Below are 21,351 nucleotides of genomic sequence, written 5' to 3'. Positions count from 1 at the left end.
AGGCGCGGTCCTGGGGTCACCTGTCATGAGCAGCGATGCTTTCTGAGCGTAGCCGGTGACTGCTGTCCACGGCCCGCCCAAGGCCATCGTGGCACCAGGTTCACCAGCCCATTCGGCGAGGCGGGCGGTAGTGGCGCCGTCGTGACCGACCATTCGGGCGAGCACCGGAACCGGGGCGGGATCAGGGTGTCCGCACAGCCACCGCCGCCTGGTACGTGCGCAGTACCGGGGCCGTTTCCATGCGTGCCACCTCCTCCCGTGCCACGCGCCGCGTGAGGTACGCGTGGAGCGCCTCTGCGTCCCGGCACAGCGCGTGCGCCACCAGGTTCGTCGGCCCGGTCGTCGCCGTGATGAACGGCGTCATGATCACCGTCGTCCTCCACCTCGAACTCGGCCTCGACGACGGGCCGCTTACCGCCGGACTCAGCCTGCTGCCCTGGTCCACGGGACTGGCCGTCGGCTCCTGGTCCGCCGGAAGCCACCTCGTCCCCCGTACGGCGGGCGCGTCATGCACGCCGGCCTCGCAACCTTCGCCGGTGGACTGGCCGCCGCCGCGCTCGCCTACCGCGCCGCCGCCCCCGACGCCTACCCGACGGCCCTCCCGTTCGCCCTCGCATTGGCAGGGCTGGGCTCAGGGCTGTTCACGCCACCGTTCTTCACCACCGCGCTGGGAGCCGTCGGACCGCAGGAGACCGGCACTGCGGCGGGACTGCTCAACGCCGTCCAACAATTCGGCGGAACGCTCGGCGTCGCTCTCATCGGCGGGATCTACCTGGACACGACCGGCGGCCCCCGCACCGCGGCCGAACACGCGCTTGGCACAGCCGCCGTGCTCCTGGCCGCCACCGCAGCGACCGCCGGTGTGATGACGGCGCGCCGTACCCGACCGGCCGTTCCCGCCGACGGGGCCGGGGACGAGGCGGGCTGACCGTCGCACCGGCTGTCACATCCACGGGGCGCCGCCGTCACACGGTCACAGCGCTGAACCGGCTCTTGGCTGAGCGGTGCGTGATGTGTCGCGAGCCCGTCCTTGGTGACAGCGGTCAGTGCAGACCGTCCCGTCCGGCTCGGGCACGGCGTCAGCCCGCCGTCGTCGCGTCCTCGGAGACCGGTGTCCGCGTCTCCGCGGGCCCGGCGAGGCCGCGCAGCGGGCGGTTCCTGACCACGTAGCAGATGAGCAGCACGTACAGACCGCCGAACAGCCCGAGGGTGGGGCGCAGGCCGATGTTCTGCGCGAGCCAGCCCGTGGCGAAGATGCCGACCGGCGCGGCGGCGAAGGCCAGGGCCATCACCGCGCCCCAGACCCGGCCCAGCGCGTCCGGCGGGGTGGAGCGCTCCACCACGCCGGTGACGAGGGGGTTGACCGGTCCGCTGGCCAGTCCGATGGCGAAGGTGATCGCCAGCATGATCCACAGCCCGGGTTCGGCGACCATGGCCAGCCGGGCGGCGCAGATCAGCGCGAAGCAGCCTACGAAGGTCGCCCACCGGTTGGCCAGCAGCCTGCGGCTCGCCGGGGCGTAGGCGAACGATCCGACGACCGCGCCGATGCCGTTGGCCGCCAGCAGCAGCCCCACCGCCCGCTCGCCGCCCAGCAGTTCGCGGCTGTAGACCGGCAGCACCACTGGGGTCAGCGCGTCGTCCAGGAAGTTGGTGCACACCACCACGCTGATGACGGCCGCCAGCACCGGGGTGCGCAGGATGTGGCGCGCGCCCTCGGTGACCTCCCGCAGCAGGCCCGGACGGGCCCCGGCGGGCTCCGCCGCGTCGCCCGGTTCCGCCTCCTGGGACCGCGAGGCCGGCTTCCCTCCCGGCACCGCCATGATCAGTAGGGCCGACGCGAGGAACGTGCCCGCGTCCACGTAGAGCACGGTGGTCGGGCCGGTCAGGCCCGCCATCACCGCGGCGAGCGGCGGGCCGACCACGAACGCCACCCGCTGGGCCGAGGCGAACAGCGAGTTGGCGGTCTCCGAGCGCACCTGCCCGCGGGCGGTCACCCGGGGCAGCAGCGCCAGCCGGGCCGCGGCGCCCGGCGCGTCGGCGAGGGTGCGCAGGAACAGCAGCGCCATCAGTGCCGGCAGCGCCAGACCGACTGTGCCGTGCAGCAACGGCACCGCGGTCATGCACGCCCCGGCGGCCAGGTCGGCGACCACACTGGTGCGCTTGGGGCCGACCCGGTCGGCGATCAGGCCCCCGGCGAGGCCGGCCACGATCATGGGCAGCGCGTTGGCGAACCCCGCCGCGCCCGCCTCGGTGGCGCTGGACGAGATCTGGAGCACGTAGAGCGGCACCGCGACCAAGGTCATGGTGTTGCCGATCCAGGACAGGTAGTTCGCCGTCACCAGCGCGGTGAGGGGGCGCCTGTCACGGGTGGTCGTCGATGTCATGCGGAGGGGCTCTTCTTCTCTCGGGTCAGTTCGGCGAGCATGCGGTTCACTTCGTGCAGGGACATGCCCGTCGTCGAGGGCGGTTGGGCGCCGTGCTGCCGGGTCGGCCGAGTGAACTCCTCGGCGGCGCCGGCCGCCACGGCCCGCACGGCCGCCCCTTCGACGTCGTCCGGGTCGAACTTCCAGGTGAACACCGCTTCCTCGCCGTCGGATTCCAAGAGGACGGCTACGGCGTGGTAGCGCGTGGCGTCGTCGTTCCCCGAAGGTCCGATCTGCTCGCCGACGGTGAACAACCGCCCGTTCTCCGCGCCCGCGAGCGACGTACCCAGGTAGTTGAAGGACAGCTCGGCCCGTCCCCAGCCGGCGGCCTCGCGGCGCACCTCGGGATCGGCGGACCATCGCAGCGCCAGATAGCCCTTGCCACCGTCCGGTACGGCGTCCAGGGCGCGGTCGACCTGCCGCAGGTGGCGGCCGGGGTCGTCGGCGAAGGGGAGGCGGAGCGGGTGGCTGGTGGTGTAGGAGCCCACGGCGCGGGCCGGGTCCCAGCCGTCCGCGAGCGGCAACTCCCGTCCGTGGGCGATGAGATCGAGGACGACGTCCCGGCCGCCGGAACCAGGGCCGGGTGGCCCGGGCGACCGCCGTCAGCGCCGCGGCCGGCCGGTCCGCGGCGTCGGCGCCCGAACGGTATCGGCGCACGCACCCGGTACGCCGTCTCGCCGCCGATCCGGTCCGGCCCGCCGGTGCGGCAGCCCAGGGCGGCGGCACCCGCCAACTGGACTGAGTTTCACCACAGAAGGCTGATCAGCGTGCGCGCCGCCGCTTTCGTCAGCCGCTTCGCGGCGGGTCCAGCCGGTACTGGTGGCAGGTTTGTGCGGGTCGGTCAAGACCCTCACCCGGCTTGTGGTGCGCCGTAGGAGAACTTGTATCCGGCGAAGTCGGCGACGTGGACATACCCAATGCGCTGGTAGAGGGCGTTGCTGGTGGGGTTGTCCGGGTCCGTGAACAGGACAACGTCCGTCGCCCCCGCGGCCAGCGCGGCCCTGCTCACCTCCACCGTTACGGCTCCGGCGTAGCCGCGGCCGCGGAGGTGGGCCGGGGTGTAGACGGGGTCCACCCGGACCATGCCGCCGATGACCGAGGTCGCGGCCGCCATCGAGACGGGGGTGCCGTCCGGGGTCTCCCAGAACGTGAAGTGCCTGTCGCCGAAACGCGAGTCCTCCCAGGAGCCGGCGTCGATCAGGTCGATGGAGGACTGCTCCCCGACGTCGACACAGAACTCACGGCACCAGCGCACGACTTGCTCACTGTCCTTGCCGCCCGTTAGGCGCCCCTGGCCTTCCGGGCGCGGCTGCGGTGGGGTGAGCGCGCCGAGACGGTAGAGATGCGTCCGCCAGAAAGGTTCCGGAGTCGCGCCCGTGTGCTGCTGCCATGACTCGGCGAAAGCGCCAGCGGTGTCGCGGTCCGCGATGACGTTGGCGGGTGAGTGGCCGAGGCCGGCCAGGTGTGCAGCGAGGGTGTCGGTCTGCTCGACAGAGAGAGGCGTGAGGCCCAGGCGTCCGCGCGGAGTGAGATAGAAGATCGCGCGGACCTCGCCCTGTGCCTCCAGTCGGCCGAAAACGGCGGCTTCGGCGTCGTGATCGGCCGCCCCACGCATCCGCAGCTTCGCGATGTCCGTCAGCGGCGTGTTGTGCAGGGCGGCGCGCGAGGACAGGAAGTCCCCGGCTCGCGCGAGGAAGTCGTCGACGTCTTGGGTGAGGTGCCAGTCATCCGGGAGCATGCTTCATGATCCCGGATGACCTCGACTCGGGGACTGCTGGCTCAACGCCTTTCAGCCACGTGACTGACTGCTCCCGATCAGCCGCCGCTTCTGTCGGCAAAGGATCGTTTGCCGACAGGTGCCGCGCGCATCCAATGAACCCGGACATGCCGGGACGCCGGGCGCCCGCCGGTCCCATCGGATCCGATGGTGATTGATGACAGGGTTTAGCGGGTCCATTCCTCCGTGCGGAAGGGCCGATGGCGAACCTGATCTACAAGCGGGTCTCAACCGACCAGCAGTCGACCGCCCGGCGGCTCGGTGAGACCCTGCGGGCCGCACCGAACTGCGTGGCCGCCCACGAGCCGTAGTGGCTGGCCGACTGGGTTCCGTCCGACTGGTTCGACCGGTACGCGATCCGGTTCGAGGACACCCGCCTGCCCAAGGGGAAGACTGAACGGACCGAGCTGATCGAGCAGATCGGTGCCGACGGGCTGGAGCTGCTGGCCGCCCTGCACGCACCCGACGCCCCTGCGTCCCTGCGGCTACTCGACCTGGTCCAGACCTGCGGCGGATGTGGATCCAGCAGTACTTCGTCGACGACGGGCAGGTCCGCCGCCGGGACCTCAAGGACCGCCCGCCTGGCGCGGAGCGGTTGGTCACGCCCTACGACACCGCTGCGCGAGGGAGCATGAAGCGTGCCGTCATCTGGGACGGCTACAAGGTCCACCTCACCGAGACATGCGAGCCGGACAGCCCGAACCTGATCACGCACGTCGCGACAACCGACTCCATCATCCAGGACGTGCGTCTGGTCGCCCCGATCCACGCGTATCTCGCCGATCGGCACCTCCTGCCTGGTCGGCACCTGGTCGACGCGGGCTACGCGACGGCCAGGGGGGTCACCGCACGCCGGGACCACAAGGTCGATCTGGTGGACACCAGCCTTCGGCCTGCGGCGATGCCGGTATCACGGCCTGGCCGAGACGCGGCTACAGGACCAGCTCACCGCCACCGCGATGAACTTCCACCGCCTCAACGCGTGATGGACCGACACCCCAAGAGCCCGGACCCGCACATCCCATCTGGCAGCCCTCCAGCCTGCCCACCAGACGCGGCAGGCCTGCGTCCAACACGGACTGGCCATCAGTCCCATGAGTTGAAGAGTGTTGCGCCAAGAGTCTCCGGCCGCCAGTGCTTGATCTGACGCCACTCCGTCGCAGACAGGGCAGAGGTGTCCGACTCCGTCAGCGGTGACAGGAGCTGTGCTGCGCTCAAGACGACAAAGCCGACGTCGGTGAGGACGGTGGCCCAAGTGGGAGGTTCCTGGAACTCGTCGGTGTACCAGTAGCGCCGGTCTCCGACGAAGGCAATCAGCGGGTAGTGAGCGTGGAACAGCGCGATGTGTGTGCCGTCCCGATCGCTGATCGTGGCACTGTGGAAGTTCTGCGGGTACTCCTGCTCTGTGAAGTCCTCGACCTGCGCGCCCGCAGCCCGCCCCGCGGCATACCAGGCGGCACGGCAGGTCCTGGGATCAGTACTCGGCAGGAGCGGGTCACTCCAGTCGCGGAACCCGGTTACACCCCGCTCCAAGCGGAAGGTGACCTGCGAGTCCTCCACCTTCACCCCTCCGAGCAGGCCGTTCAACCCTGATGGCACAAACCTAGTGATCACCAACCTCCGTCGGCACGGGAAATTCGCCAACGGCGTCGATGCGATGCCGGGGACTGCGACTGAGCACTTCAGTTAGCGAGTTGCGAACCACAGTTGGCCACGTCGTTTCTGCACGGGTACTCCTCGCCTGTCATCGAGCCACGTCGCGCAACTACCGTTTCACGCGGCTACGGATGGCGAGGACAGCAAGGGCGAGCAGGAGGGGCTCGGTGAACCGAGAGGCCATCTCGGTGTAGGTGCCGAAGGTGGTCAGGTTCTGGCCGCTGGAACGGAACACCACGGAGTTGATCACCACGCGCAGGGCTGGCTCGAACCGTTCGCTTGAGAGCCGGTCGAGGTAGGGTCCGTGGGGATTCATCGGAGTGGGGGTGTCGGTGATCACGGTAATTCTGCGGCCTTCGATGATTCCCGTGTTCACTGATTTCGGGGACTCCTGTGGCAGGCCCCACAGCATCATCAACAGCACGGTGGCGGCCATGGCTGCGAGCAGCCAGCTCAGTGCCCGTGCAGCGCGCAGGCCATAGCCGGAGACCGTCCAGTAAACCTGAAGCAGGAAGCGCTCGCTCCAGGAGGTATGCGGGTCGTGGCGGCGCATCTCCATCTCGCCGTAATAGAAGTCAGCTGCCCCCGGCTCATTCTTGCCGTCCTCGAAGGCCTTGCGTAACTCCCGGTACACGGGTGCCAGCGTGGTCGGTGTCAGTGGTTCGCCGCCGTCGGGGTCGGGGGTCCAGCCCTCTCCAGCGCGTCCTTGCGCCGCCCGCCAGTGCTGCTCTTCAGCCAGAGTCTGCCGCACCGTGCAGCGCACCGGTACCACACCGCGACGGCGCAGACCGGCAGGGGTGGTGGCGAGAGTGCAGCGGCCCTGCAGGCGCAGCTGGTCGAGATGGATGGTGCCGGCGAAACGGCACAGCGCCAGATCGACATCCGCCAGCACCAGATGCGAGGCGTCCACACCCCGCAGTGACAGCACCCGCACCGGGGAGCGGGTGAGCCCGGACTCATCAAGTTCCTGCCGTGCCCAAGACCCGTCAAGCTCCTGCCGTACAACGGTGAAGGGGGTAGAGGAAGCGGCAACGCTCACTGGGTACTCCAGCACGGCGTCGCTGAGATCAACTGTTGCGTGCCGCAGCCGCAGTGCGGCCGTGGAGGCCCAGCGTACGCGAAGGCAATCGACCTTTTTGGCCGCGATCTCCAGAGTCACAGCAGTGGAGAACACCGCCGTCTGGAAGTCCGCTTGCCCATGGCATACCAACGGTCCGATCTTCGAGGCCTGCTCGAAGGTCGCCCCACCGAACCAGGCATTGGCCTTGAAGAACGCATTGCTGAACCACACATCGTCCTTGAATGCCGCCTCGATGAAAGCGGCCTCGCTTGCAAAGATCGCTCCGCTAAACCTGGCTTCGCCCTGGAAGATCCCCCAGGCGAATGAGACAGACCTGTTGAAGGTGGCATTGCTGAACTGGGCGTGGCCCTCGAAGATCGCCCCATCGAATGCGGCGTCGCTTTCGAAGACCGCCCCGCTGAACTGGGAGGTGCCCAGACGGGGCCGACCAGTGTCAGGGTCGCGTACCGCTCCCAACAGGCGATCCAGCACAGTCCCGCCGATGGTGGTGCCACGGTGGTCAAGACGGCTGCCAGGGCCGAGGGAAGCCAGATAGGTATCGCGGTCCTCGTCGGCAAGGTGGGTCAGGCACGCGGCATACAGTTCCGGCTGGCTGTCGCCGGTCTCGCCGGTCCGCCGCTCAACACGACGGCCCCGGCACCCCACAGGATCTCGATCGCCTGCGCCGCGACCGCAATGGGGATAGTTGGGGGGCTCAGTAGGCATGGTGGCAGTCATGTCATCAGCGACGTCGCCTGGACCCGTGACGGTTGCCGCGAGTTTGGTTGGGCACACCCCGCCCCTCGCGACTGAGGGACGCGGACAGTCACGCAGCGCCCAGTGCACACTCGCTCGCTGGCCATCCAGGAGCCCGGCCGCTGTGAAAGCGAACACCCCGTCGACGCGGCGACGACACGGGACCTTGCGCCATGTGCTGTCGGCAGCGCCTGGACAAGAGCAGCCGGCGGCTCCTGAGGCACGTCCGTCCAGGCTGGCACCACGATGGCGTGAGCCTCCGGCAACTGATCTGTGCTCCGCAGCCGCTCCACACGGCAGGCATCGCAGCCCCCGAGCGTCGCTCGGGGCCCAGCAGGCGAATTCGTACCAAGGGTCGACCGGATAGGACCGGTCGACGCCGAAAATCTCACGGGCTGCTGAGATGTCCAGCCCAGCAAGTAAAGCCACGGATTAACACCCTTGCCGAAGCCGCACATGAGAACGCTCACGTCTCATGCACGAATGGAAATGCAAGTGCATCAGCAACGACCGTGAGGACGCGCACGAGCAGAATTACGACACCACCCTTCGAGACAGCACTGATGTCGCATATCTGCCAGCCCTTGCCGCGCTCCGCCTGCTGAACTGATCACGCAACAGCACACACATCACAGGACGGAATTCATGGCTGCATCAACCACCGCCACCACGCGCGACCCTGGCGGGGCCGATTCACCGCCCCGCTCCCCGGTGATCGGATGGCTGGCCGCCGTCGCGGTGATGCTGGGCATCTTCTCCATCGTCACCACCGAAATCCTCCCTGTCGGACTTCTGACCAAGGTCGGTGCCAGCTTCACCATCTCCGATGGCATGGCCGGAATGATGATGACCATGCCCGGCTTCCTCGCTGCGATCGCCGCCCCCGTCGTCACCGTCGTGACCGCGCGGATCGACCGCCGCCTGATGCTGAGCGTCTTCATGGTCCTGCTCGCCGCAGCGAACTTCCTGGCAGCAGCAGCCCCCGACTACTGGCTGGTCCTGGTCTCCCGCATCATCGTCGGCATCGTCATCGGCGGCTTCTGGTCCATCGGCGCCTCACTGGCCGAACGCCTGGTACCCGCCGCATCCGTCGGCCGAGCCACGGCAGTGATCTTCTCCGCAGTACCCTTAGGCTCCGTACTGGGCGTGCCGGCCGGCACACTCATCGGCGACCTGGCCGGATGGCGCACCGCGTTCATCGCCATGGGCGACTTCACCGTCGCCGTACTGATCATGCTGTTGATCGTCACGCCGCCACTGCCACCTCACCAGACCACCCGCCTGCGCGTACTACGCGGCATGCTCAACAGCGTTGCCACCCGATCCGCACTGCTCCTGACCGTTCTGGTTGTGTTGGCGCACTTCGGCACGTACACCTACGTCACGCCGTTCCTCCAGCAGGTCACCGACGTCAGCTCCGGGCTCATCACCGTCTTCCTGCTCATCTACGGAGCAGCGGGCATCCTCGGCAACTTCCTCGGCGGCTCCCTGGCTACACGGCACCCTCGGGCCACCTTCGGCACCGCCGCCGGCATGATTGCTGCCGCGACCTTGCTCCTGCCCGTCCTGGGGCATGGGCCAGTCGGAGCGATCGCCCTGCTCATCGTCTGGGGCGTGGCATACGGGGCAGTCCCCGTCTGTTCCCAGACATGGTTCACCAAGGCGAGCCCCGACACTCCCGAAGCCGCTTCCGTCATGTTCACCGCTTCGTTCCAAGCCACGATCTCCCTCGGCGCTCTGACCGGTGGACTCGTCGTCGACGCCGGCTCGCCCTCGACGGTCATGACCCTCGGCGGCATGACAGCCACCCTCATGGTCATCGCTGTATGGACCCACTACGCCCGCCGCCTGACATGGCCGGACAACGCCTGACCCGTCCCGGCCTGCTTGACGACCTGACACGCCCGGACCTTGCCGCACCGCAAACGGTCCAGGCGGCCGATCACAGACCTCCGGTCACCAACACACCACCGAGAAGGCACCACACAGTCCCTTGAGGAAGTCCAAGACCGCGGCGTGCAGGATCTCGGGCTGTTCCAGGTGCAGATCGTGACCGGTGCCGGGGATGCTCATGGCCATGGTGGCGGGTCGCTGCCGGAGCATCTCCTCGGCTTCCCGCGCAGGGATGAAGCTGGATTGGGCCAGGACGAGCAGGGTGGGGCACGCGACCTGCCCCCACTCGCGCCAAAAGGAACGCCGGGCGTTCTCCTCCAGCGAGCGGACCATCACGTCCCGGTCGAAGCGAGGCCACCATCCGCCCTCGCGTTCCTCCAGCCCGGCCGCCCAGCCTGCACCAACCGGTCCGCCGCCGAGGAACGCGGCTGCCGCTTCACGTGAGGGGAACGGTGTCGGCCATGAGTCGAGCCATCCACCCATGTCCACGGGGCCGTTCGGGTCTGCACCGCCGGGGCCGGCCTCGACGAGCACGAGTGCGCGGACGAGTCCGGGATGTGCGGCGGCGGTGAGCATGGCCGTGTGCCCGCCCAGCGACTGGCCGGCCAGGACGGGCCGCTGCCGCGCCAGCTGATCGACAACGGCGATGACATCGGCGACGTAGGCGGCCCGGGAGACGTCCCGCGGGTGGCGCTCGCTGGCGCCGTGCCCGCGCTGGTCGACCGCGACGACCCGGTATCTGGAGCTCAGGCGCTGTGCCAGCACGTCCCATTCACCCGCGTGACCGGCCAGGCCGTGCAGCAGCACGATGGGCGATCCCGACCCGCCCCAGTCCCGGCAGGCGAGCCGGACGCCGTCTCGCACCACCACGTGTTCAGACCATGCCACGTCGGCCCCCAGCTCATCGACTGGCCTCGATCATGCCGCGCCTCGGGCCGTTCGACGAGCCGGCCGCGTTCGAAGCGGCCTCCGGCCCGGACGAGGGCCTTGACCATCGGCAACGCGGCCCGCAGCCGCTTGTTGTACCCGGACTGCTGCGGTAGACACGGGAACATCGATGATCACGCTACCTGCTTGTTGAGACGCCGCCAGCAGACGAGTCCACAGGCGAGTGAGACGAAGGCGTTGTGGAGGTCGAGGCGTCGTTCCCAGCGAACGGCGAGGCGGACTCCGAGCCCTTGAGACGGTCGAGGACGCCCGCGCCTTCCCCCACGAGATGACAGGCCGTGCCGCCCGCTTCGTGTGCCGCACGGACGACATCGATGGATCAGCAACGCGAGGATGGGGCGGACGGGTCTCGCAGCCGGCTGTCAGCCTGCGCGTTTAGTGATCGTCGACGTATTCATCATACTGTCCCCGGCACTTGGCGGAGAATGGGAGATGACCCTCATGCACAACCAGGACGCGGCCTCACCGGACGCTGGTGGTGAGCGGCTGGTCGCCGGCCGGTACCGGCTGCTGTCCGTACTCGGCGAGGGCGGCATGGGCACCGTGTGGCGCGCCCACGACGAGATCCTGCACCGCGAGGTGGCGGTCAAGGAGGTCCGCGTCTCCCTGGACCTGCCGGCGGAGCGCAGCAAGCGCATGCACGTCCGACTGGAGCGGGAGGCCTGGGCCGCGGCAAGGGTCAACGCCCGTGCCGTCGTGACCGTTTACGACGTCGTCACCTTCGACGACCGCCCGTGGATCGTCATGGAACTCGTCCGCGGCCGGTCGCTCGCCGACGTGATCGCCGCGGAGGGCGCCCTGCCGCCGAAGGAAGTCGCGCGCATCGGGACCGAGGTGCTCGCGGCGCTGCGCGCGGCGCACGCCGCCGGGGTGCTGCACCGCGACGTGAAGCCCGCCAACGTCCTGCTCGCCGACGAGGGCCGCGTCGTACTGACCGACTTCGGGATAGCCACCGTGGAGGGCGACACGGCGCTGACGATGACCGGTGAGGTCGTCGGATCGCCCGAATACCTGGCGCCGGAGCGGGCGTTGGGCCGGACGCCGGGCACCGCGTCCGACCTCTGGTCGCTGGGCGCGCTCCTCTACACGGCCGTGCAGGGCCGTTCGCCGTTCCGCAGGACGACGGCCCTGGCGACACTGCGCGCCATCGTGGACGACGAACTGCCGCCGGCGCACCGGGCCGGGCCGCTTGCGCCGGTCATCGAGGGACTGTTGCTCAAGGACCCCGAGGAGCGGATGACGGCCGACGAGGCCGGGCGTCGACTGCGCCTGGCGGCTGGTGACGCGGCAGTCTCCTCGCAGGCCGAGACCTCCACCGATGCCACCGCCGCCACGACCCCTGCCGCCGCCACGACCTCCGCCACGGGCGGCATCACCGCGGCCGTGACCGCGGCGGTCACCACCGCTGAGGAGGTGCCCACGGCTGCGGTCGCGTTCACGGAGACCGCACCGGCCGCGGTCGACGCGGACTCGGCAGCGCCGGTGCCTCAGGCCGCGTCCGCGCCGTTGGGAACGTTCGGGCCTCCTGTCGGCGGTGTGGGATTGGGGCCCGTGATCACCGAGCCCGGCCCCGCCTTCGGGCATGACACCGGCCCCGCGCCCGCTCCTGCGCGCCGCAGCCGCCGTACCGGATACTTGATCGGGGCGGCGGCGGCCGTGCTGGTCCTGCTCGGTGGAGGCCTCGCCTACGCGCTCGTGACCCAGGACGGCGACAAGGGCAAGGACGGCGGAGCAGAGACCGGCGGAAGCGCCTCGCAACCCGTTTCGGTGACCGTGACCGGCAGCGCCACGACGTACGACGGGAGCTGCCCGCCGGGAGACGGGCAAGCGCCGTGGTTCACGGCGACGTTCACGACCGACCGGGCTCCGGTCCAGTTCTCCTATCGATGGGTCTCGGAGAACGGCTCTGTGGTGGACCGGCAGTGGCGCACCCTGTCGTTCCGGGAAGGCGACCCCGCCAGCAAGAAGGAAACCGTACGCCTGTCGACGTACGCACAGGAGGGGACGCTGAGAAGCGCGATGGCGGTGGAGATCAAGTCGCCGTTCGACGCCAAGTCCAACACGGTCGCCTTTTCGATCACCTGCCGTGCCCACGGCGAGTGACACGACAACACGTCGTTCATACTTTGACCAATCTGGCTTTTCTCAAGGGAGTTTCTGTGTTGTCGGTCATCGTGGGACGGACCGGTCCATTCACCGGTCAGAGCGTGGTCCTCGGCGACGCTCCGCTGACGTTCGGACGCAAGAGTGATAACGATGTCGTCATCGTCAGTGTCAGCGCCTCCCGGTTGCACGCCGAGATCGTCACGGAGAACGGCACGTACGTCCTCCATGACCGCGGCAGCCGGAACGGCACGTACGTCAACGAACAGCGCGTCACCCGGCACGAGTTGGTTCCCGGTGACGTCATACGCATCGGCGACGAGTCGTTCCTGTTCGAGACGCAGGAGGCCGTGGAGACGGTCATGGACCTCTCCCAGCTCGCCCTGCCCCGCGCCGACGCGACCGTGGACCCGGGGGTGCTCCGGGTCACCGTGACCGGCGGCGGCCCGGTGGGTCTCGCCTTCGCGCTGCTGCTGGAGGAGGCGCTGCCGGGACGGGTCGCGGTCACCGTCTACGACGGCCGCTGGGTTCGCAGCGGCACCTCCGTGGTCTGGAAGGACGAGACCCAGGGCAACGTCCGCCGCCAGCAGGTCGTCACCGTGCAGAGCCGGCAATACCTGGCGCTGACGCAGGAGATGCAGTCGGCGCTGTTCGCAGACGGGCAGTTCTCCGAGATGTGGCCGCTGGGGCCCGACTCCGTGGACGGGCAGCCGCCCCGCAACATCCGCATCGCCTACATCGAGGACCGGCTGCTGGAGCTGGCCAACCGCAAGTCCGCGATCCGGCTGGTGCCCAAGCGGTTCGATCCTGCCGAGCAGGAGCAACTGATCGCCCGAGACCACGTGCTGGTGATCTGCGAAGGCGGCCGTTCCCGCACCCGCGAGCACTACGCGGACCGCTTCGGCACGGCCGACGCCTCCATCTACTCCCTCGACGGCGAGCACATCCAGGACGTGGTGCTCGGGCTGCGGGTCAAGTCCCGGCTCTCGGACCCCATGAGCGTGCTGCTGACGGTGGCGCAGAACCGGTTCCTGCTGAACTCGCTTCGTGGCGAGGGCTTCCTCAACATGCGGCTCACCCGCGAGGAGGCGCGCAACGTCATCGGCATCGACCCGGTGCGGCAGGTTTTCGAGGAGTGCATCGCGGCCCGGCCCTGCGTCATGAGCCGCCACGAGGACAACGAGTTCGTCTGCCCGACCCACGGAACCCTGTTCCTGCCCGCGCTGCTGCGGGGTTCGCCGCTGTGGAAGCGGATCCTCGAAGGACTACGGCTGTTCGGCGTCGCCGAGGAGGACCTCAGCGCGATCACGTCGTTCCGACTGGACATGGTGCAGCGCCCGCGGTTCACGGCACAGCTCACCCGTCCGACCGCCGACCGTCCGGGGACGTACGGGTTCCTCCTGGGCGATGCGGCCAACGCGATCCACTTCTGGCCCGGCCGCGGCCTCAACAGCGGCCTGGCCTCGGCCGTTTCCCTCGCCCGCTCCCTCAGCCGCGTCTGGCGGGGCCGGCCGCTGCGCGACGCGGACTTCATCCGGCACGAGGCGGCGATGTCGATGCTGCAGTACCGCCACAAGAGCCGCGCGTGGAACGCGATGGTCACGACGGACGAGCGGGGCGTGACCCGCGCGATCAAGGACATCATCCACAGCAGCATGGAGAGTGCGGGGGGACCGGCGGCAGCCGCACTCGCCGTATCGTCCGCGTCCGCCCCGGACGTTGCCGGCAGCCCGGTGCCGTCGAGTTCCGCGGAGGCGGACCTTGAGATCCTCCTGGACCGCATGCGGGCGATCCGCGACCGCCTCGCGCCCCGCCTTCCGGGCCTGCCCGACGACGAGGAACTGCGCGCCCACCTCTCCGCGCTGGCCCCGGCGACGCTGCGGACACTTCAGGAGAGCGGTGCGTGGGACACGCTGATCGTCGGCGGCGAGGAAGCGGACATCGACATCTTCTACCAGAACGACGCCCCCGTCTTCGTCCCCGCCGTCCCCGCCGCGGCCGACCCGCTCCCCGACCCCCGCACCTCGGGACTGTTCGATCCGGTCTGACGACACGTCACCCCGACCGCAGCCTGAGCCCCGCACGCGTCCGCGCGGCGGGGCTCAGGACGCCGGGCGGCGCGAGGGACGGACGGCGGAGTCACCTACGGCAGGATCGAGCAGGATGGTCGAGCCACGCCCGGTCCCGGAAGCCCGACACCGCCGATGAGGACGCCCGACTCGTAACCAGTGTCGAGTGAAGGCCTCTCGTTCGACGGACCGCAAGCGGAACCCTGCCGCTGGTAGAAGCGCAGGATGCCGGTGTCTGCTGCGGCGGTGGCGACCAGCAGGCGCCGACCGGACTCACCGGCGACCAGCTCGATCGCCCACCGCGCCAGACGGCCGCTCACCTCGTGCGGTGCGCGTCTTGTCGTACGGTCGTGTTCTTGATCTCGAACGCACCGGACTTCTCATCGCCTTCCCCCCGGCCGCCCTGATCGGCTGGATGGTGCCCGGCCTCGGTCTGTCCACCACGGTGCCCTCCCTGATCAGCTCCGCAGGACGCGGAGGCCCCGAGCCGTCGGCCCCGTCGCTGAAACCGGCTGCGCGGCCGGGCGCCGTGATGGCCGCGGTGCCCGGTAAGGGTCTGGTGAAGGGCGTCGAGGCCGTCGCGGTAGACGCCGGTGAACAGGTCGACGGCCTCGTTCTCGGTGGCGCCGTCCGGGGTTCTTCAGCCGGCGCACCCGGCCGCCTGCGAGCGCGGTGCTCTCGGGGATGCAGGGGAGCCAGTCGGGCAGGGCGTCGAAGCCGCAGATGAGGCTCCGGACCTTGCCGGGTGAGGCGGGCACGATACGGCTGACGTGGAGGCCCGCGGTCGTTCTCCTGGATCGCGGCGTGGGGGGAGGTTCAGCCCCGGCCGCCCCGCTGCCCGACGGCGCCTGACCCCACCCCCGGGTGCTGTTGCGCTCCCGGCAGGGGACGGATATGACCGGCTCGTTCCCCGAGATTCGGGCGACGGCCCTCGATCAGTCGCCGGCGGACACCGGGCTGGACGGTGTTATGTGACCTGTAGAGGTGTCGCAGCATCTGCTCGGCGATGCCTGAGCGCCCCCGGACCAGCGCTGCCCCGCCTCACAGACGAGCCGTTATCAACCTCGCGTGCATCGCGTTCGGCAGCCTGTGCGCCCATCACCGAGGCCGAGGCGGCCACGAAGCCCTCCGAAGCTGCTCGGACGCGGTCCGTGCATGCCTGGTACTGGCTTTCCTAGGGACGGCTTCCCAGGAAGGGATCTCCCTGTATGCCAGGTCTCTCCCTCACGACGATGGATTCCGCAAGGCGCCTTCGCACACGAAGGCCGCCTCCGCCACATGGTCGTCTGTGTGGCGAAGAACTGCGGATCCAACGGAGACACCATGCGTGAGTACACCGAGCTGTACATCGACGGCGCCTGGCGCGAGCCCCTCGACGGCACGGTCATCGATGTGACCGACCCTGCCACCGGCGAGGTGTCCGGACGGGTGGCACTCGGTGGCGAGGCCGACGTCGACCTGGCGGTCGCCGCGGCCAGCCGCGCATTCCCCGCTTTCTCGCGGACCACCCGCCAGGAGCGCATAGATCTGCTGGAGCGGATCGCCGACGAGTACGAGCAGCGCGCCGAGGACATGGCCCAGGCTGTCACCGCAGAGCTGGGCTGCCCGCTGCCGCTGTCCCGCTCCAGGCACGTCGCCGCCGGAATCTTCCAGTTCCGGGCAGCCGCCCAGCAGCTCAAGACGTTTGCGTTCACCGAAGAGCGCAGCACCACCCACGTCCGCAAGGAACCCATCGGCGTGGCCGCTCTGATCACTCCTTGGAACTTCCCCGCCCTCCAGCCGGCGGGCAAGACCGCCTCGGCCCTCGCTGCGGGCTGCACCGTCGTCCTCAAGCCGGCCCGGCTGGCGCCGTACTCCGCTGTCGTCCTGGCCGAGGTCCTGGAGGCTGCCGGAGTCCCCGCGGGCGTCTTCAACCTCGTCACTGGTCGCGGCTCGGTGATCGGAAACGCGCTCGCGTCGCATCCCGACGTCGCCCTGGTGTCCTTCACCGGCTCGGGTGAGACCGCGCTCCAGGTGAATGCCGCTGCCGGCCAGAGCGCCAAGCGCGTGGCCACCGAACTCGGCGGCAGGTCTCCGCAGGTGATCATGCCCGATGCGGACATGGACGTCGCGGCCGGCACAGCACTCACCTGGCTGGTAGCCAACACCGGCCAGATCTGCAGTGCGCCGAGCCGGACCCTGGTGCCGCGCGAGCGGCTGGAGGAGTTCCTGTCCGTGCTGCTCCCGCGGATCGAGTCCATCAGGATCGGCGACCCGCGCGCAGACGACATCGACATGGGCCCGCTGATCTCCGACGAGCAGTGGCAGACCGTCCAGCACTCCATCCAGGCCGGCCTGGATGAGGGAGCCCACCTGGTCACCGGTGGCCTCGGCAAGCCACATGGCCTGGAGCAGGGGCACTTCGTCAAGCCGACTGTCTTCATCGGGGTCACCAACGACATGACCATCGCCCAGGAAGAGATTCTCGGGCCGGTGATGTCGATCAGCACTTACGACACGGTGGATGAGGCTGTCGAGATCGCCAACGACATCCGGTACGGCCTTGCCGGTTACGTCACCGGCGGCGATCCGGCGAAGGCCGCGGACGTCGGTTCCCATATCGAAGCCGGCTACGTGATCGTCAACAACCCCGACTTCGACTGGACCGCACCCTTGGGCGGGTGCAAGGAGTCCGGCAACGGCCGCGAATGGGGCCCCGCGGGCATGCAGGAATACCTGGAGACCAAGGTCGTGCTGGGCCGCTGCTGACCGACGCGGGATCCCATCGGGAAACGGCGAGACTGAAATGCCAACGCTGACGGGACGCCGTCCGCGACCGCGCGGCTTCGCGCTGGAGTCCTGCACCGAGGACGGCAACTACGAGCTGAGCGCGACCCGTGCACGGACAGCCAGGAGGCGGACAGCGTCTGGGACTTCCGGGACCTCAGCCCGGAGAGCACCCACCAGGTGACCTGGCTCTTCTACGACCGTGGTATCCCGGCGTCCTACCGCCGCACGGACGGCTTCGGTTCGCACGGCTTCCAGCGGAACAACGCGGCCGGCGAGCTCTTCTGGGTCACATGCCCCTTCAAGACCGACCAGGGGATCAAGAACCTCACCGCCGAGGAGGCCGAGAGTCCCGCGGGCAGGGCCCCCCGACTCGCACCACCGCGACCTGCGCGAGGCGATCGAGCGCGGTGAGTTCCCGGCCTGGGCCGTGCAGGTGCAGATCATGCCGGCGGCGGACGCGGCGACGTACTGCTTCAGCCCGTTCGGCTGACCAACATCCGCACGAGGACTACCCGGTCATCGATATCGGCAAGCTGGAGCTGAACCGCAACCCGGAGAACATCTTCGCCAAGGTCGAGCAGTCGATCTTCAGCCCCGCTCAGGGCCGCCCGTCCGTGTACGGCGACGCCCCAGCGCTACCACGGGCTGACGCACCGCATTGTGCCGGAACCGGCCTCGCTTTCGCGGACCTGATTCCTCGCCGACGGGGTTTGCTCACATGATGGTTGCGGCTTGGGGCGGTGCCTGTGCGGGTTCCTTTCGGCAGCTCAGCCTCTTCACAGATCGATGGAGAGACGGCGGAGCTGTAGTACGCGCCGTCCGCAACGTCGAACAGCACGTCGACAGCCCGTTGGATCACTTCGATCTTCATGGGGGCTCGACGTGGGTTCAGCGGGCAGAGGCATCAGCCGCAGGACTGTCGTCGGCGGCGCCGGTGCGTCGGCTGGTGGCCTCGGAGTCGAGCGCGTCGCGCAACATGCCGCGCGACGTGATGCCCAGCTTCGGGTATATCTGGTACAGATGCGCGCCCACGGTCCGGTGGGAGAGGAACAAGCGCTCGGCGATCTGCTTGTTGGTCAGGCCGGAGGCCGCCAGTCGGGCGATCTCCCGCTCCTGGGGCGTGAGGAGCGTCCGCTTCTTCGGCTCACCGGGACTTCGCCTGTTCCAGCCTGCGGCTCGTAGTTCCTGCTCCGCGCGTTCGACCCACGGCCGGGCTCCCAGGTGTTGGAACGTCGCCAGCGCGGCGCCGAGCGGCTTGCGGGACTCGGCCGTCGCCCTGATCCGCCGCAAACGCTCCCCATGGGCGAGCTGTATGCGTGCGTACTCGAAACGCCAGCGTTCGGCTCCGGGAGTCGCCAACGCCCGTTCGAACAGCCGCAGTGCCTCCTCGTCGTCGGTGGTGCACAAGGCGGCCGCCCCGTCCAACAGCAGGGCGTGCCGGGGGGAGAGGGCGGCCGTGCCTGCCTCCCGCATCGCACGTACGTGATCAGCGGCCTCCTGGTCCCTGTTGCTCCGGACACCGGCCTCCACCAGGTCCGTCGCCACCCACAGGGCGTGCGGGGCGTGCGACGCGAGGCTTCCCGCCGGGCTGACGGCGGCCGCGTGCTCGTAGGCCCCCGCGAAGTCACCACGTCCCAGGGATGCCACTGCGGCCGCATGGTGCGCATAGTGTCCCGCGCAGTGTGCTCCGCGGGCCGAGGCCCAGGCGATGATGCGGTCGGCCGTCGCAAGGCTGTCGTCCGCGTTTCCGCGGGCGCCGGAGATGATGGACTTGATGTACAGGTAGTACCAGGCGAAGACGGTGTATCCGAGCTCTTCGCAGATCTGGAGCCCCTCGTCGGCGAGGTCCAGTGCCTCGTCCCACCTTCCGCTGAGGTAGTCGTCCAGGCACAGGTGGATCAGTGCGGACAGGTGCCGCCGGGCCGGGCCACCGTCGCGCCCCATACGCACCACACGCCACGCCGCTTCACGGACTTCGCCGAGCCGGTCGAGGTAGAGGGCCGCCGTTCCGGTACGGGTGATCTGAAGGGGGTCGGTCTCCCCGGGCAGGCTCGCGACGAGCAGGTCGAGTTCCGCGCCGGCCACCGCGCCGGTGCGTGCCGGGTCGGAGAAGGTCCTCCCCAGCGCGGACAGGAAGAGCGGCGGCTTCGGCTTCAGCCGTTCCAGGGCCCGGTGGTAGGGCTGCCACAGCTCGGCCCGCGCGCCGAAGAAGCAGATGAGCGCGAGCATGTGGAGCGCGTCGACGAGCGCCTTGTCGCCCGCGTCGTATCCATGAGTTTCGGCGGTGGACTCGATTGCGGCTACGAGCAACCGGTGGGTGGTGTCGACGTCACCGTCGCTGTTGAGGAAGAGAAGCGCGGTTGCTGTGGCGGAGTGCAGACAGTTCTCCGGATTCGGGGCGGCGTGCCTGGCGTCGTCCAGGAGCGTGCGGGCGCTGGACAGTGCACCGGTGGCCTCGGCGCCGAGGTAGGCCGCTTCCGCGAGGCGGCGGCTGCGGTTCTGGCTCTGGGGGGTGAGGTGGGCGGACCGGATCAGCGTCCGCATTCCCCCGGCCGCGTCACCGCGGTGCAGGGTGAGGCGTGCCGCGTTCTCCAGCAGGGCGGCAACCTCCTCGTCGGGCTCCACGGTGGCCTCGCCCAGGTGCCAGGCGCGGCGCTCGGGCTGGTCGACGAGGACCTGTGCGAGTGCCCAGTGCGCCGCGCGCTGCTCGCCGCTGGTGGAGTTTCCCACCACCGCGGACCGGATGAGTGGATGGCGGAACCTCAGCCGCCGCGTGCTCCCCTCGATGCGCACCAGCTCATCACGCTCGGCGGCTGCGAGATCGGCCAGGTCGTACCCGTCGTTCGCCTGCCGGGATGCTGCCTGGAGCACGCCCAGGTCGCCGGTGCCGTCAAGCGCCGCGAGCAGCAGCAGACGCCGGGACGGCATGGGCAGCCCGGTCACGCGGGAGTCGAACAGCGTCTCAAGGCGTCGGCTGAGCGGCAGCACGGCGGGCGGGTCAGCCGATGCCGGATGCAGCGCTGTCGGCAGTTCCAGCAGAGCGAGGGGATTGCCGCCCGCAACGGACAGGAGGTGCTGGCGTACGCTGCGCGCCATACCTGGGAACGTGATGCCGACCAGCCGGGCCGACGACTCCTCGTCGAGCGGCGGCAACTCGTACGTGGGCAGCGCGCCCCCCTCGAGGAGGAGGTTCCGAGCTCCGGAACGCGCTGCGGCGAGGAAGCTCACCCCGAGGCCGGTCACCCGCCGGGCGACGAAGCCCAGGACGGCGGTGCTCGCCCGGTCGACCCAGGGCAGGTCGTCGATGACGACCAGAAGCGGACCCGCTGCGGCGACCTGCTGGAGCAGGCGCAGCACGGCATTGGACACGACGAGCCGCTCCGGCGGCCTGCCGCTGTCGAAACCGAGCGCCACCCGGAGGGCTTCACGGAAGGGCGCTTCGAGGTCGTCAAGGGAGTCCAGGAGCGGGAAGAGGATCTGGTTGAGGCAGGAGTAGCTGCAGTCCGCCTCGAACTCGACGCCGGCGGCGCGGAGGACCCGGACGCCTTCCTCGTCCGCGGTCCTTGCGAGTGCGTCCAGCACCGCCGTCTTCCCGACCCCGGCGTCGCCGGCCAGCAGGAGTGACCCGCCGCCGGCCTTGATGCCCAGCAGATCACGGACCCGCCGAAGGTCGCTCTCCCGGCCGATCAGCGTGTTCGTCTGTCCGTACGTGAATGTGACACCCCCACCGATCAAAACTGCTCCCTTGCTTGCCGACGCGGCCTGGTCGTGGTCCGTCGGAGTCGCCCTTCGACCTGGGGAGAGGACTCTGTGCGCGACTGCGAACGACGGTGGACCTCACCCAGTATGCACGACATAACGTTGGACAGTCTGTCCAACGCCACAAAGCGGGACAAC

General features: G+C 69.4%; 14 protein-coding genes and 2 pseudogenes. 6 read left to right on the top strand and 10 right to left on the bottom strand.

Annotated elements, in window-relative coordinates; all coding sequences use genetic code 11:
• Positions 1-181 precede the first annotated feature (181 nt).
• A complete protein-coding gene (locus tag AB0L21_RS16900) occupies positions 182-364 on the bottom strand; it encodes a hypothetical protein (protein WP_365784707.1) in 183 nt (60 codons plus the stop codon).
• 144 nt (positions 365-508) lie between these two features.
• Between AB0L21_RS16900 and AB0L21_RS16895 the strand changes: the two genes are divergently transcribed.
• Positions 509-928, top strand: coding sequence for a hypothetical protein (locus tag AB0L21_RS16895; protein ID WP_365784706.1), 420 nt, complete (start codon positions 509-511; stop codon positions 926-928).
• Between the two features lie 151 nt (positions 929-1,079).
• Here the strand turns inward: AB0L21_RS16895 and AB0L21_RS16890 are convergent, their stop codons facing one another.
• From AB0L21_RS16890 to AB0L21_RS16870, 5 genes are all read right to left on the bottom strand, one after another.
• Entirely contained in the window at positions 1,080-2,384 is a 1,305-nt protein-coding gene (locus AB0L21_RS16890) for an MFS transporter (RefSeq protein WP_365784704.1), read from the bottom strand.
• Positions 2,381-2,947 (bottom strand): hypothetical protein, encoded by a 567-nt coding sequence (locus AB0L21_RS16885; RefSeq protein ID WP_365784702.1) that lies wholly within the window; start codon positions 2,945-2,947, stop codon positions 2,381-2,383. The genes AB0L21_RS16890 and AB0L21_RS16885 overlap by 4 nt, the downstream gene beginning before the upstream one ends.
• A gap of 326 nt (positions 2,948-3,273) precedes the next feature.
• Complete coding sequence (locus tag AB0L21_RS16880) at positions 3,274-4,161, bottom strand: GNAT family N-acetyltransferase (RefSeq protein WP_365784700.1); 888 nt, start codon at positions 4,159-4,161, stop codon at positions 3,274-3,276.
• Between the two features lie 1,125 nt (positions 4,162-5,286).
• The gene (locus AB0L21_RS16875) at positions 5,287-5,760 is read right to left on the bottom strand and encodes a hypothetical protein (RefSeq protein WP_365705127.1); all 474 of its coding nucleotides are present in this window, start codon (positions 5,758-5,760) and stop codon (positions 5,287-5,289) included.
• A gap of 205 nt (positions 5,761-5,965) precedes the next feature.
• Entirely contained in the window at positions 5,966-7,654 is a 1,689-nt protein-coding gene (locus AB0L21_RS16870; RefSeq protein WP_365784699.1) for a pentapeptide repeat-containing protein, read from the bottom strand.
• A gap of 759 nt (positions 7,655-8,413) precedes the next feature.
• On the opposite strand from AB0L21_RS16870, the gene AB0L21_RS16865 reads away from it, so the two are divergent.
• Positions 8,414-9,544: an MFS transporter gene (locus AB0L21_RS16865; RefSeq protein ID WP_365784850.1), complete on the top strand. Its 1,131-nt coding sequence runs from the start codon at positions 8,414-8,416 to the stop codon at positions 9,542-9,544.
• Positions 9,545-9,628: 84 nt separating this feature from the next.
• Here the strand turns inward: AB0L21_RS16865 and AB0L21_RS16860 are convergent, their stop codons facing one another.
• Positions 9,629-10,453: an alpha/beta hydrolase gene (locus tag AB0L21_RS16860; RefSeq protein ID WP_365784697.1), complete on the bottom strand. Its 825-nt coding sequence runs from the start codon at positions 10,451-10,453 to the stop codon at positions 9,629-9,631.
• Between the two features lie 501 nt (positions 10,454-10,954).
• On the opposite strand from AB0L21_RS16860, the gene AB0L21_RS16855 reads away from it, so the two are divergent.
• A complete protein-coding gene (locus AB0L21_RS16855; RefSeq protein WP_365784848.1) occupies positions 10,955-12,616 on the top strand; it encodes a serine/threonine-protein kinase in 1,662 nt (553 codons plus the stop codon).
• A 56-nt stretch (positions 12,617-12,672) separates the two neighbouring features.
• On the top strand, positions 12,673-14,664 hold the full coding sequence (locus AB0L21_RS16850) for an FHA domain-containing protein (protein ID WP_365784695.1): 1,992 nt from the start codon (positions 12,673-12,675) through the stop codon (positions 14,662-14,664).
• A 95-nt stretch (positions 14,665-14,759) separates the two neighbouring features.
• Here the strand turns inward: AB0L21_RS16850 and AB0L21_RS16845 are convergent, their stop codons facing one another.
• On the bottom strand, positions 14,760-15,005 hold the full coding sequence (locus AB0L21_RS16845) for a hypothetical protein (RefSeq protein WP_365784693.1): 246 nt from the start codon (positions 15,003-15,005) through the stop codon (positions 14,760-14,762).
• Positions 15,006-15,229: 224 nt separating this feature from the next.
• Positions 15,230-15,446: pseudogene (locus AB0L21_RS16840) on the bottom strand (SRPBCC family protein); the annotation flags it as partial.
• A 562-nt stretch (positions 15,447-16,008) separates the two neighbouring features.
• On the opposite strand from AB0L21_RS16840, the gene AB0L21_RS16835 reads away from it, so the two are divergent.
• Both AB0L21_RS16835 and AB0L21_RS16830 read left to right on the top strand, forming a co-directional pair.
• On the top strand, positions 16,009-17,433 hold the full coding sequence (locus AB0L21_RS16835; RefSeq protein WP_365784691.1) for an aldehyde dehydrogenase family protein: 1,425 nt from the start codon (positions 16,009-16,011) through the stop codon (positions 17,431-17,433).
• Between the two features lie 53 nt (positions 17,434-17,486).
• Positions 17,487-18,053, top strand: a pseudogene (locus tag AB0L21_RS16830) (catalase); the annotation flags it as partial.
• A 289-nt stretch (positions 18,054-18,342) separates the two neighbouring features.
• Here AB0L21_RS16830 and AB0L21_RS16825 read toward each other — a convergent pair.
• A complete protein-coding gene (locus tag AB0L21_RS16825) occupies positions 18,343-21,189 on the bottom strand; it encodes an AAA family ATPase (protein WP_365784689.1) in 2,847 nt (948 codons plus the stop codon).
• Between the last annotated feature and the right edge of the window lie 162 nt (positions 21,190-21,351).

Origin of the sequence: Streptomyces sp. NPDC052721 (genome assembly GCF_040678315.1) — a bacterium.
In the GTDB taxonomy this organism is placed as follows: Bacteria; Actinomycetota; Actinomycetes; order Streptomycetales; family Streptomycetaceae; genus Streptomyces.
Note: the sequence above shows the minus strand (reverse complement) of the source record. Positions and strands in the feature narration are given on the sequence as shown.